Source organism: Pantoea sp. X-Soil-ISGK-259, from assembly GCF_059730705.1.
Genome location: NZ_AP035986.1, coordinates 3989534 through 4002455, shown reverse-complemented (window position 1 = coordinate 4002455; position 12922 = coordinate 3989534). Strand labels below are relative to the sequence as shown.

The 12922-nt window shown below is 51.7% G+C and carries 8 protein-coding genes, 1 tRNA gene and 3 rRNA genes; 9 read left to right on the top strand and 3 right to left on the bottom strand.

Translation table 11 applies throughout. The features are described from left to right. The first annotated feature begins 101 nt into the window (after positions 1-101). From AC6I77_RS19060 to rrf, 4 genes are all read left to right on the top strand, one after another. Positions 102-1642 (top strand): 16S ribosomal RNA (locus AC6I77_RS19060). A gap of 89 nt (positions 1643-1731) precedes the next feature. Continuing rightward, a tRNA-Glu gene (locus AC6I77_RS19055) sits at positions 1732-1806 on the top strand. A gap of 230 nt (positions 1807-2036) precedes the next feature. Next, positions 2037-4944: ribosomal RNA gene (locus tag AC6I77_RS19050) — 23S ribosomal RNA — on the top strand. 93 nt (positions 4945-5037) lie between these two features. Then, positions 5038-5153, top strand: a 5S ribosomal RNA gene (gene rrf, locus AC6I77_RS19045). The 16S, 23S and 5S rRNA genes sit together here with 1 tRNA gene alongside, the layout of an rRNA operon. A gap of 85 nt (positions 5154-5238) precedes the next feature. On the opposite strand, the gene mobB is transcribed toward rrf, so the two are convergent. Continuing rightward, entirely contained in the window at positions 5239-5745 is a 507-nt protein-coding gene (mobB, locus tag AC6I77_RS19040) for a molybdopterin-guanine dinucleotide biosynthesis protein MobB (protein ID WP_008926976.1), read from the bottom strand. Between the two features lies 1 nt (position 5746). Next, complete coding sequence (gene mobA, locus AC6I77_RS19035; protein ID WP_003850725.1) at positions 5747-6313, bottom strand: molybdenum cofactor guanylyltransferase MobA; 567 nt, start codon at positions 6311-6313, stop codon at positions 5747-5749. A gap of 47 nt (positions 6314-6360) precedes the next feature. Between mobA and AC6I77_RS19030 the strand changes: the two genes are divergently transcribed. The 5 genes from AC6I77_RS19030 (at position 6361) to spfP (ending at position 11820) form a co-directional block, all read left to right on the top strand. After that, positions 6361-6636 (top strand): YihD family protein, encoded by a 276-nt coding sequence (locus AC6I77_RS19030; RefSeq protein ID WP_003850728.1) that lies wholly within the window; start codon positions 6361-6363, stop codon positions 6634-6636. Between the two features lie 45 nt (positions 6637-6681). Then, positions 6682-7668 carry a serine/threonine protein kinase gene (locus AC6I77_RS19025; protein ID WP_003850729.1) on the top strand — a complete coding sequence of 329 codons (987 nt, stop codon included), beginning with the start codon at positions 6682-6684 and terminating at the stop codon, positions 7666-7668. A 26-nt stretch (positions 7669-7694) separates the two neighbouring features. Beyond that, positions 7695-8324, top strand: a complete 630-nt coding sequence (gene dsbA / locus AC6I77_RS19020) for a thiol:disulfide interchange protein DsbA (protein ID WP_003850731.1) — start codon at positions 7695-7697, stop codon at positions 8322-8324. A gap of 377 nt (positions 8325-8701) precedes the next feature. Then, positions 8702-11488 carry a DNA polymerase I gene (gene polA / locus AC6I77_RS19015; RefSeq protein ID WP_105100096.1) on the top strand — a complete coding sequence of 929 codons (2787 nt, stop codon included), beginning with the start codon at positions 8702-8704 and terminating at the stop codon, positions 11486-11488. A 284-nt stretch (positions 11489-11772) separates the two neighbouring features. After that, entirely contained in the window at positions 11773-11820 is a 48-nt protein-coding gene (spfP, locus tag AC6I77_RS19010; protein WP_071892919.1) for a small protein SpfP, read from the top strand. Positions 11821-11905: 85 nt separating this feature from the next. Here the strand turns inward: spfP and yihA are convergent, their stop codons facing one another. Then, positions 11906-12541: a ribosome biogenesis GTP-binding protein YihA/YsxC gene (gene yihA, locus AC6I77_RS19005; protein ID WP_039660548.1), complete on the bottom strand. Its 636-nt coding sequence runs from the start codon at positions 12539-12541 to the stop codon at positions 11906-11908. Positions 12542-12922: the final 381 nt, after the last annotated feature.

The following is a 12922-nucleotide window of genomic DNA, read 5'->3' as shown; positions in this document are numbered from 1 at the left end:
GACGTAAAAAAATATCAAGCCTCACGAGTGAACACATAATGAAATTCATTATGACGTTTTACAGATGAGCACCGCTTAACTTGTTTAAGCAAATCAAACTTAAATTGAAGAGTTTGATCATGGCTCAGATTGAACGCTGGCGGCAGGCCTAACACATGCAAGTCGGACGGTAGCACAGAGAGCTTGCTCTTGGGTGACGAGTGGCGGACGGGTGAGTAATGTCTGGGGATCTGCCCGATAGAGGGGGATAACCACTGGAAACGGTGGCTAATACCGCATAACGTCGCAAGACCAAAGAGGGGGACCTTCGGGCCTCTCACTATCGGATGAACCCAGATGGGATTAGCTAGTAGGCGGGGTAATGGCCCACCTAGGCGACGATCCCTAGCTGGTCTGAGAGGATGACCAGCCACACTGGAACTGAGACACGGTCCAGACTCCTACGGGAGGCAGCAGTGGGGAATATTGCACAATGGGCGCAAGCCTGATGCAGCCATGCCGCGTGTATGAAGAAGGCCTTCGGGTTGTAAAGTACTTTCAGCGGGGAGGAAGGCGGTGAGGTTAATAACCTTACCGATTGACGTTACCCGCAGAAGAAGCACCGGCTAACTCCGTGCCAGCAGCCGCGGTAATACGGAGGGTGCAAGCGTTAATCGGAATTACTGGGCGTAAAGCGCACGCAGGCGGTCTGTTAAGTCAGATGTGAAATCCCCGGGCTTAACCTGGGAACTGCATTTGAAACTGGCAGGCTTGAGTCTTGTAGAGGGGGGTAGAATTCCAGGTGTAGCGGTGAAATGCGTAGAGATCTGGAGGAATACCGGTGGCGAAGGCGGCCCCCTGGACAAAGACTGACGCTCAGGTGCGAAAGCGTGGGGAGCAAACAGGATTAGATACCCTGGTAGTCCACGCCGTAAACGATGTCGACTTGGAGGTTGTTCCCTTGAGGAGTGGCTTCCGGAGCTAACGCGTTAAGTCGACCGCCTGGGGAGTACGGCCGCAAGGTTAAAACTCAAATGAATTGACGGGGGCCCGCACAAGCGGTGGAGCATGTGGTTTAATTCGATGCAACGCGAAGAACCTTACCTACTCTTGACATCCACGGAATTCGGCAGAGATGCCTTAGTGCCTTCGGGAACCGTGAGACAGGTGCTGCATGGCTGTCGTCAGCTCGTGTTGTGAAATGTTGGGTTAAGTCCCGCAACGAGCGCAACCCTTATCCTTTGTTGCCAGCGAGTCATGTCGGGAACTCAAAGGAGACTGCCGGTGATAAACCGGAGGAAGGTGGGGATGACGTCAAGTCATCATGGCCCTTACGAGTAGGGCTACACACGTGCTACAATGGCGCATACAAAGAGAAGCGACCTCGCGAGAGCAAGCGGACCTCACAAAGTGCGTCGTAGTCCGGATCGGAGTCTGCAACTCGACTCCGTGAAGTCGGAATCGCTAGTAATCGTGGATCAGAATGCCACGGTGAATACGTTCCCGGGCCTTGTACACACCGCCCGTCACACCATGGGAGTGGGTTGCAAAAGAAGTAGGTAGCTTAACCTTCGGGAGGGCGCTTACCACTTTGTGATTCATGACTGGGGTGAAGTCGTAACAAGGTAACCGTAGGGGAACCTGCGGTTGGATCACCTCCTTACCTGAAGATACCTTCCCGCGCAGTGTCCACAACAGATTGTCTGATAAAAAGTAATGAGCAGGACGGCTGCGAAGTCGTGACACTATCGTGTCCCCTTCGTCTAGCGGTTAGGACTCCGCCCTTTCACGGCGGCAACAGGGGTTCGAATCCCCTAGGGGACGCCACCTGCTTGGTGACAGGTGAAAGGTGTCTCCATACAGTATCTCAAAACCGTTCTGGTTGCGTAAGCAGCCGTGGCGCGTTTGAGATATTTGCTCTTTAACAATCCGGAACAAGCTGAAAATTGAAACGACGTGTCGTTTTCATTCTCCGTAATAAGAATGAAAAACGCGACACGTTCGAGTCTCTCAAATGCTTGCAGCTCGCAGCGTTGTAAAACGCCTGTGGGTTGTGAGGTTAAGCGACTAAGCGTACACGGTGGATGCCCAGGCAGTCAGAGGCGATGAAGGACGTGCTAATCTGCGTAAAGCGACGGTAAGGTGATATGAACCGCTACAGCCGTCGATGTCCGAATGGGGAAACCCGGTGCACTCTGTGCATCATTGCAGCATGAATACATAGTGCTGCAAGGCGAACCGGGGGAACTGAAACATCTAAGTACCCCGAGGAAAAGAAATCAACCGAGATTCCCCCAGTAGCGGCGAGCGAACGGGGAGCAGCCCAGAGCCTGAATCAGCATGTGTGTTAGTGGAAGCGTCTGGAAAGTCGCAGGGTACAGGGTGATACTCCCGTACACAAAAGCACATATGCTGTGAGCTCGATGAGTAAGGCGGGACACGTGGTATCCTGTCTGAATATGGGGGGACCATCCTCCAAGGCTAAATACTCCTGACTGACCGATAGTGAACCAGTACCGTGAGGGAAAGGCGAAAAGAACCCCGGCGAGGGGAGTGAAACAGAACCTGAAACCGTGTACGTACAAGCAGTGGGAGCCCTCTTTATGGGGGTGACTGCGTACCTTTTGTATAATGGGTCAGCGACTTATATTCTGTAGCAAGGTTAACCGTATAGGGGAGCCGCAGGGAAACCGAGTCTTAACTGGGCGTTAAGTTGCAGGGTATAGACCCGAAACCCGGTGATCTAGCCATGGGCAGGTTGAAGGTTGGGTAACACTAACTGGAGGACCGAACCGACTAATGTTGAAAAATTAGCGGATGACCTGTGGCTGGGGGTGAAAGGCCAATCAAACCGGGAGATAGCTGGTTCTCCCCGAAAGCTATTTAGGTAGCGCCTCGTGAACTCATCTCCGGGGGTAGAGCACTGTTTCGGCTAGGGGGCCATCCCGGCTTACCAACCCGATGCAAACTGCGAATACCGGAGAATGTTATCACGGGAGACACACGGCGGGTGCTAACGTCCGTCGTGAAGAGGGAAACAACCCAGACCGCCAGCTAAGGTCCCAAAGTCATGGTTAAGTGGGAAACGATGTGGGAAGGCACAGACAGCCAGGATGTTGGCTTAGAAGCAGCCATCATTTAAAGAAAGCGTAATAGCTCACTGGTCGAGTCGGCCTGCGCGGAAGATGTAACGGGGCTAAACCATGCACCGAAGCTGCGGCAGCGACACTATGTGTTGTTGGGTAGGGGAGCGTTCTGTAAGCCGTCGAAGGTGTGCTGTGAGGCATGCTGGAGGTATCAGAAGTGCGAATGCTGACATAAGTAACGATAAAGCGGGTGAAAAGCCCGCTCGCCGGAAGACCAAGGGTTCCTGTTCAACGTTAATCGGAGCAGGGTGAGTCGACCCCTAAGGCGAGGCCGAAAGGCGTAGTCGATGGGAAACAGGTTAATATTCCTGTACTCGGTGTTACTGCGAAGGGGGGACGGAGAAGGCTATATCAGCCGGGCGACGGTTGTCCCGGTTTAAGCGTGTAGGCGGAGGGTCCAGGTAAATCCGGTCCCTTATTAACGCTGAGGCGTGACGACGAGGCACTACGGTGCTGAAGTGATAAATGCCCAGCTTCCAGGAAAAGCCTCTAAGCATCAGGTAACACAGAATCGTACCCCAAACCGACACAGGTGGTCAGGTAGAGAATACCAAGGCGCTTGAGAGAACTCGGGTGAAGGAACTAGGCAAAATGGTGCCGTAACTTCGGGAGAAGGCACGCTGGCGCGTAGGTGGAGGGACTTGCTCCCCGAGCCGAAGCCAGTCGAAGATACCAGCTGGCTGCAACTGTTTATTAAAAACACAGCACTGTGCAAACACGAAAGTGGACGTATACGGTGTGACGCCTGCCCGGTGCCGGAAGGTTAATTGATGGGGTTATCCGTAAGGAGAAGCTCTTGATCGAAGCCCCGGTAAACGGCGGCCGTAACTATAACGGTCCTAAGGTAGCGAAATTCCTTGTCGGGTAAGTTCCGACCTGCACGAATGGCGTAATGATGGCCAGGCTGTCTCCACCCGAGACTCAGTGAAATTGAACTCGCTGTGAAGATGCAGTGTACCCGCGGCAAGACGGAAAGACCCCGTGAACCTTTACTACAGCTTGACACTGAACATTGAGCCTTGATGTGTAGGATAGGTGGGAGGCTTTGAAGCGCGGACGCCAGTTCGCGTGGAGCCAACCTTGAAATACCACCCTTTAATGTTTGATGTTCTAACGTAGGCCCGTGATCCGGGCTGCGGACAGTGTCTGGTGGGTAGTTTGACTGGGGCGGTCTCCTCCTAAAGAGTAACGGAGGAGCACGAAGGTCAGCTAATCACGGTCGGACATCGTGAGGTTAGTGCAATGGCATAAGCTGGCTTGACTGCGAGAGTGACGGCTCGAGCAGGTGCGAAAGCAGGTCATAGTGATCCGGTGGTTCTGAATGGAAGGGCCATCGCTCAACGGATAAAAGGTACTCCGGGGATAACAGGCTGATACCGCCCAAGAGTTCATATCGACGGCGGTGTTTGGCACCTCGATGTCGGCTCATCACATCCTGGGGCTGAAGTAGGTCCCAAGGGTACGGCTGTTCGCCGTTTAAAGTGGTACGCGAGCTGGGTTTAGAACGTCGTGAGACAGTTCGGTCCCTATCTGCCGTGGGCGCTGGAGAATTGAGGGGGGTTGCTCCTAGTACGAGAGGACCGGAGTGAACGCACCACTGGTGTTCGGGTTGTCATGCCAATGGCATTGCCCGGTAGCTAAGTGCGGAAAAGATAAGTGCTGAAAGCATCTAAGCACGAAACTTGCCCCGAGATGAGTTCTCCCTGACTCCTTGAGAGTCCTGAAGGGACGTTGAAGACTACGACGTTGATAGGCCGGGTGTGTAAGCGCAGCGATGCGTTGAGCTAACCGGTACTAATGACCCGTGAGGCTTAACCTTACAACGCCAGAGGCGTTTTTGAGAGACACGATTTTCAGCCTGTACCGGATATATCTGCGCGGCCTTAAGGGGCGGCGCGGAGAACAGAATCTGCCTGGCGGCTTTAGCGCGGTGGTCCCACCTGACCCCATGCCGAACTCAGAAGTGAAACGCCGTAGCGCCGATGGTAGTGTGGGGTCTCCCCATGCGAGAGTAGGGAACTGCCAGGCATTATATAAGTGAAGAAGCCCCGCACGAGAGTGCGGGGCTTTTTTACGTATGCAGATCGTGAAAAACACGCTGAATTTACCGGCTTCAGCACTTTCCCATCCAATCCACAATGAAATCTGCAACACTATTTGGGCAATTTATATCCAGAACCGGCACGTGCAGGGCCAGTTTCTGGTCGCTGGCGACAGCGATCACATGCTCATCAAGCAGTTCATCAATTCCGCCCTTGATCCCTGCACGCCATAAAATAATTTTAGGTACGGATTCCTCTTTAAAGCCCTCAACCAGCACGATCTCCAGCGCAGAGTGATCCATACGGCTGAGCAGATAAGGCAGATCAATCGACGGCTTTTCCGGTGTTTCACACATCAATGCCCATCGCTCTGAACTGGCCACCATCACCTGATGGGCACCCGCTTTTCTGAGCAGATAGCTATCTTTACCTGGCGTATCCACATCCATCTGATGATGTGTGTGCTTAATCAGCCCGGCACGAATCCCTTTACTGCTGAGAATCGGTATCACCTGCTGTAACAGCGTCGTTTTACCGGTTCCACTCCAGCCCGCAATCGCAAGTAAGGGTAAGGACATATCAACCTCTCTCATTGAGATCATCGGGAGTATTAATATTGCGAAAGGCAGACTCATCGTCAGTCAGAAGTACTGCATGACCACCGTGATCGCGCAGGAAGTGCATAAGACGTCGTTCACCAGCCTGCAGATAGGCATAAAGAGGTGCAGCCATATCACGATGAATCAGAGCCAGTGTGGGGTGATCGCGCGACTGTGAGCGAACCCAGACGGCTGGCGCGTCTCCACGTTGCTCAACCAGTTTTTCCACGACGTTAAGCGGCACTGCAGGTGTATCACAGGAGCAAAAAGCGGCCCATTCACCGTCAATGGCGATCAACGCACTGTAGATACCGGCCAGTGGACCCGGATAATCATCAAAAACATCCTGAACAACCCGACACCCGCTTAACTGATAGCGATCAATATTGCGATTGGCATTAATCATGACAATGTCCACTTGTGGCCTGAGCCGTTCAAGCACATGCTGATAAAGTGGCCTGCCATTCAGGTGCACTAATCCTTTGTCCTGACCACCCATGCGGCGGCCCTGACCACCGGCCAGAATGACGCCGGTTAATATTGTCATGAGAGTGTCCTCGCTAATGACGCACTGTGAATACGGGAGAATCCTGAATGAAATGCCATCGTTTAAACGAGCTGATCGCGTTGCTGCAACCCGCCTGGCAAAAAGAACCTGACCTTAATCTGGTCACATTTTTGCAGAAACTGGCTCAGGAATCTGGATTCCGTGGCCCGTTAAGTGAATTAACCGACGATGTATTAATTTACCATCTTAAAATGCGTGACTCTGCCAGCGATGATGAAATTCCCGGCCTTAAAAAAGACTATGAAGTTGATTTCAAAACAGCACTGCTCCGCGCACGGGGTGTCATTAAACAGGACGAGTAGTGTTATCCTTGGCAGTTAAATGTAAGGGTGACTACAGGTAACATGATGAGCGACGCTGCTTTTAACTTCCAGACCTTGAATCCCGATGTGCTGCTTGATGCGCTTTGGGAGACAGGAATTCGCGTCGAGTCGGGTCTGACAGCCCTGAACAGCTATGAGAACCGGGTTTATCAGTTCAGCGATGATGAAAAACGACGCTATGTAGCGAAGTTTTATCGTCCACAGCGCTGGCGTGCCGAACAGATTGCTGAAGAGCATCAGTATGCACTCGATCTGCTGGCTGACGAGGTGCCCATCGCAGCACCACTGCGGTTAAAGGGTGAAACACTGCACAGCCACGCTGGCTTCTTCTTTGCCGTCTTTCCCAGCCTGGGCGGACGACAATATGAGACAGACAATGAAGACCAGATGGAATGGGTAGGCCGCTTCCTGGGGCGCATTCATCAGACCGGGCGCAAAACGTTATTCGGCAATCGACCGACCATAGGCCTGGATGAATATCTGCATGAACCCCGTCAGGTTCTGGAACAATCACTCTTAGTGCCTGCATCACTTAAGGCCGCACTGCTGCAGGCGCTTGATAAGCTGGGCAATACGCTGCAGCAACGGTGGCACACTACGTGGCAGCCGCTACGATTACATGGCGACTGCCATCCGGGTAATATTCTGTGGCGTGACGGACCGCTGTTTGTCGATCTGGATGATGCCCGTAATGGCCCGGCAGTACAGGATCTGTGGATGCTGATTAGCGGCGATCGACAGGAACAGCGTATTCAGTGGGATATTCTGCTGGAGGCTTACAGTGAATTCAGTGATTTTGATATTAATGAATTGTCACTGATTGAGCCTTTACGCGCTATGCGCATGGTTTATTATCTGGCCTGGGTTGTCCGACGCTGGCAGGATCCCGCTTTTCCTCGCGCTTTCCCCTGGATGACAGATGAAGATTTCTGGCGCAGGCAAATTTCACTCTTTACCGAGCAGGAGAAGCTGTTGCAGGAACCTCCTCTGCAGCTGACACCGCAATATTAATGACGTAGTCAGGAGAATTTTTCACAATGAAAAAAATTTGGTTTGCTCTGATGGGTTTAGTGCTGGCATTCAGCGCGTCCGCTGCCCAGTTCACTGAAGGTAAACAATATGTCAGTCTGCCGAAACCCGTGGCCGGCGAACCTCAGGTGATGGAGTTCTTCTCCTTCTTCTGCCCGCACTGCTATCAGTTTGAACGTATTTATCACGTCAATGACGCGGTGAAAAAGAATCTGCCTGCTGACACTAAACTGGTGAAATACCACGTCGATTTCCTTGGTGGCGATCTGGGACCGGTTGTGACCCAGGCCTGGGCTGTGGCGATGGCGCTGGGCGTTGAAGATAAGGTGACAGTACCGATCTTTGATGGCATCCAGAAAACACAGACCATCACCGATCCTGCCAGTCTGAAAGAGACGTTTGTCAAAGCGGCCGGTATCTCCGCTGCTGACTATGATGCTGCATGGAACAGCTTCGCCGTAAAAGCGCTGGTTGCACAACAGCAGAAAGCGGCTGCGGATGTTGATCTGCGCGGTGTACCAGCGATGTTCGTCAATGGCAAATATATGGTGAACAATGGCGGCCTTGATACCAGCTCTATGGACAATTTCGTTGCTGACTACGCGAACGTGGTTAAATTCCTTGTAAGCCAGAAGTAACAGGCTTTGTCATCTCATTCAACGCCAGCTCAGCTGGCGTTTTTTTATGCTATTGAACAGAGACATAAATTTTGTCCATCTCCAGGGCATAAATTTAATATCCACACAAGGGATCGTGTAATTAAAATTGCCGATTGGGTCACGGAAATTAAATAAGTCTATGAAATAGATGGTTTTTATTTGAGGTCTAATCATTTAAGATCCTGAAAAACAGCGCGTTATAATTTTTACGCACAAAGTTATCCACAGAATGATCGTTGCGATCTTATCTCCAGAACCGTCAAAAACGCGACATATCCTACGCCTTAGTTCACCCTTTCTGCCAGGTTGTGGCATCCTTATAGACCAACCCATAGCAACGAAGACAACACAGACTTATGGCGCAAATAGCAGAAAATCCCCTCATTCTGGTTGATGGCTCATCCTATCTTTATCGCGCGTATCACGCGTTTCCGCCGCTGACCAATAGTGCAGGTGAACCCACTGGTGCCATGTACGGTGTGCTCAACATGCTGAAAAGCCTGCTGGCGCAATACAATCCGAGTCATGTTGCTGTGGTGTTTGATGCCAAAGGCAAAACGTTCCGGGACGAGCTGTTTGAACACTACAAGTCTCATCGTCCACCGATGCCTGATGACTTACGTGCGCAAATCGAGCCGCTGCATGAGATGGTACGGGCGATGGGGCTGCCGTTACTGGCGGTGAGCGGCGTTGAAGCTGATGATGTCATCGGTACGCTGGCGCTGGAAGCAGAGAAAAAAGGCCTCTCAGTGCTGATTAGCACCGGCGACAAAGATATGGCGCAACTGGTCACCCCAGCTATCACGCTGATAAATACCATGAGCAACACCATTCTGGGCCCCGAAGAGGTTGAGCAAAAATATGGTGTGCCGCCCGCCTTAATCATCGATTTTCTGGCCATGATGGGCGACAGCTCAGATAACATCCCAGGCGTGCCGGGTGTGGGTGAAAAAACCGCGCAGGCTCTGCTGCAGGGACTGGGCAGCATGCAGACGATCTATGACAATCTGGACAAGGTGGCCGATCTCGGCTTTCGGGGTGCCAAAACCATGGCGACCAAACTTGAGCAGAATCGTGATGTAGCGTTTCTTTCCTATCAGCTGGCGACCATCAAGACGGACGTTGAGCTGGCGCTGCCCTGTGAAGAGCTCAACGTTACTGAACCTGATGTCGAGGCACTGCAGACCCTGTTCAGTCGCTATGAGTTCAAACGCTGGCTGAGTGACCTGCAGGACGGTAAATGGCTGCAGGGCAAGAAGAACAATACTCAGGCGCAAAAAGCGTTGGCTGATGAGCCAGCTGTGGTCGTTGAAACCAGCAGCGTATTGCCGAGCGAAGGTTATGTCACAATCCTGGATCAGGAACACTTTGATAGCTGGCTGGAGAAGCTGAAAAACAGCGAAGTGTTTGCCTTTGATCTGGAGACCGACGCGCTGGATACCCTGAGCGCTAACATCGTGGGTATCAGCTTCGCAGTAGCGCCCGGTGAAGCCGCCTATCTGCCGGTTGCTCATGACTATCTTGATGCGCCTGATCAACTGGATCGTGCAGCCGTTCTGGCACAGCTCAAGCCTCTGCTTGAGGATGAAAACGCCTGGAAAGTGGGCCAGAACCTGAAATACGATCGTGGCGTACTGAAGAACTACGATATTGAACTGGCCGGTATCAAATTCGACACCATGCTTGAGTCCTATATTCTCAACAGCGTGGTGGGTAAACATGACATGGATAGCCTGGCCGCTCGCTGGCTTAACCATAAAACGGTCACCTTCCAGGAGATCGCCGGTAAAGGCAAAAATCAGCTGACGTTCAATCAAATCGCGTTAGAGCAGGCCGCTCATTATGCTGCCGAAGATGCCGATGTGACTCTGCAGTTGCATCTGAAGATGTGGCCAGAGCTGGAGAAAGAAGCGGGCCCGAAAAAAGTGTTCGAACAGATTGAGATGCCGTTACTGACCGTCATCTCCCGGATAGAACGCAATGGCGTGCTAATCGATCAATCGATCCTGGCGCAACACTCCAAAGAGCTGACTGCCCGACTGGCTGAGCTTGAGTTGAAAGCGCATGAGCTGGCGGGAGAGCCTTTTAACCTCTCATCCACTAAGCAGCTTCAGGTGATCCTGTTTGAAAAACAGGGCATTAAACCTACAAAGAAAACACCAGGCGGTGCGCCGTCAACCAGCGAAGAGGTGTTAGCTGAGCTGGCACTCGACTATCCACTTCCAAAAGTGATCCTGGAGCATCGCGGTTTATCCAAACTTAAGTCGACTTATACGGATAAATTACCGCTGATGATTAATCCGATAAGCGGGCGCGTGCATACCTCTTATCATCAGGCTGTTACCGCTACCGGACGCTTATCTTCTGCCGATCCGAATCTGCAAAACATCCCGGTGCGTAATGACGAAGGACGCCGGATCCGCCAGGCATTTGTCGCGGCCAAAGGCCATCGCATTGTGGCGGCAGACTATTCACAAATTGAACTGCGTATCATGGCGCATCTCTCTCAGGATAAAGGATTGCTGGACGCGTTTGCCCAGGGCGAAGATATTCACCGTGCCACGGCATCCGAAGTGTTTGGTGTGGCGCTGGATAAGGTCAGCGGCGAACAGCGTCGCAGTGCTAAAGCGATCAACTTTGGTCTGATTTATGGTATGAGCGCCTTTGGCCTGTCGCGTCAGCTGAATATCGGTGCGGGCGAAGCGAAAAAGTATATGGATCTCTACTTTGAACGTTATCCGGGCGTACTGCGCTATATGGAGAACACCCGTCAGCTGGCGGCGAGTAACGGCTATGTTGAAACGCTGGAAGGTCGTCGGCTGTGGCTGCCAGATATTAAATCCAGCAACGCCATTCGCCGGAAAGCCGCAGAACGCGCCGCGATCAATGCGCCAATGCAGGGAACCGCAGCGGATATTATCAAGCGGGCAATGATTGCGGTGGATGAATGGCTTGAACAGCAAAACGACAATGCCGTCAGAATGATCATGCAGGTTCACGATGAACTGGTATTCGAAGTGAAAGCGGAGGCCGTTGAAGAGGCCAGCCAGAAAATCCGTGCGCTAATGGAAGGTAGCGTGCAGCTCGACGTGCCTTTACTGGTTGAAGTCGGAGTGGGTAATAACTGGGATGAAGCCCACTGATTCAGCGTCTGAGGCCGGTTCCGTAAAATGGAATTGGCCTGTCATCAGGCATAAGTAAATCGTTTAGTTAACGGGCTCAGCGCGGTCAATGCTGGTACTGAGATAAAGCGTTTTTCTAACTGCTTATCGGCTAAACACTTTTTCCGTCATTTAACTACATTGCAACGTTGTTTTTGTGACACACGTGGTAAAAAAAGCCTTGTTTGATGTAAGTAAGCAACAAAAAAGCCTTTGTCACGCACAGAAAATCAGGTAAAGTTCGTCGCGTAGGGTACAGAGGTAAGATGTTCTATCTTTCAGACCTTTTACTTCACGTAATCGGATTTGGCTGAATTTAGCCGCCCCAGTCATTCTGTGACTGGGGCGTTTTTTATTGGGCTTTTTGCACCGCCGGTTTCAGCGGCACAGGGCTGCCACTCACTCTTCCGCGTCCTGATCCACCTCTGCCGGTTCAAACGTTGTGAACCAGCTGTCCAGTTTCTGACGAACCTTATCTACGCCGATTTTCTTTAGCGATGAGAAAAGTTCTACCTGCACATCACCCACAAATTCGAGTGCAGCTTCACGCACAACATTAAGCTGTGCTTTACGCGCACCTGAGGCGAGCTTGTCTGCCTTGGTGAGGAGCAACAGCACCGGAATGCCGCTTTCAACGGACCAGTTAATCATCTGTCGATCGAGATCTTTCAGCGGATGACGGATATCCATCAGGATCACCAGGCCTTTCAGCGCCTGACGTTTTTGCAGGTATTCACCTAACGCACGCTGCCACTTCAGCTTCATCTCTTCCGGGACTTCGGCATAACCGTAACCGGGCAGGTCGACCAGACGCTTACCTTCTTTCACTTCAAACAGGTTAATCAGCTGCGTACGTCCCGGCGTTTTACTGGTACGCGCCAGACCCTTCTGATTGGTTAACGTATTCAGCGCACTCGATTTTCCCGCGTTCGAGCGGCCAGCAAAAGCCACTTCAATTCCGGTATCGGCAGGCAGATGGCGGATATCCGGCGCGCTCATGACAAAGTGGGTAACGTGATAATTCAATTCAGACAAGGTGACACTCCAGAAAACGCATTAAGGCAATGCGGCCGATTATACGCGTTATGGCGCGAAAGTGCTCAACCGCGTCTGATTAGTCAGATTTGTAAGAGATTTGCCATTACCACTGCGAGTTATTTCGCTTTTTACTTTAATTACTAAAAATAAAAAATCTTATTATTTAATATCTTATCTAGAATGGTTCTTTTTTTGAACTAACTATTTGTGGCGCTGACTTGAGGCTTTTACCAGATGGTCTACATTATTGTGCAGTGCACGGCAGCACCCATCAGGATGATGCGCTCAGGGATACCAGGAGGGTAGAGAGCGATGGAATGGAAATGAGTCAGGGATACGCTCAGACAGGGATAAGGAAAAGCTCAGGAGCTGAGCAGG

Coding starts and splice junctions, on each gene's coding strand:
- mobB (WP_008926976.1), bottom strand. CDS start 5,745: ATGTCCTTACCCTTACTTGCGATTGCGGGCTGGAGTGGAACCGGTAAA.
- mobA (WP_003850725.1), bottom strand. CDS start 6,313: ATGACAATATTAACCGGCGTCATTCTGGCCGGTGGTCAGGGCCGCCGC.
- AC6I77_RS19030 (WP_003850728.1), top strand. CDS start 6,361: ATGAAATGCCATCGTTTAAACGAGCTGATCGCGTTGCTGCAACCCGCC.
- AC6I77_RS19025 (WP_003850729.1), top strand. CDS start 6,682: ATGAGCGACGCTGCTTTTAACTTCCAGACCTTGAATCCCGATGTGCTG.
- dsbA (WP_003850731.1), top strand. CDS start 7,695: ATGAAAAAAATTTGGTTTGCTCTGATGGGTTTAGTGCTGGCATTCAGC.
- polA (WP_105100096.1), top strand. CDS start 8,702: ATGGCGCAAATAGCAGAAAATCCCCTCATTCTGGTTGATGGCTCATCC.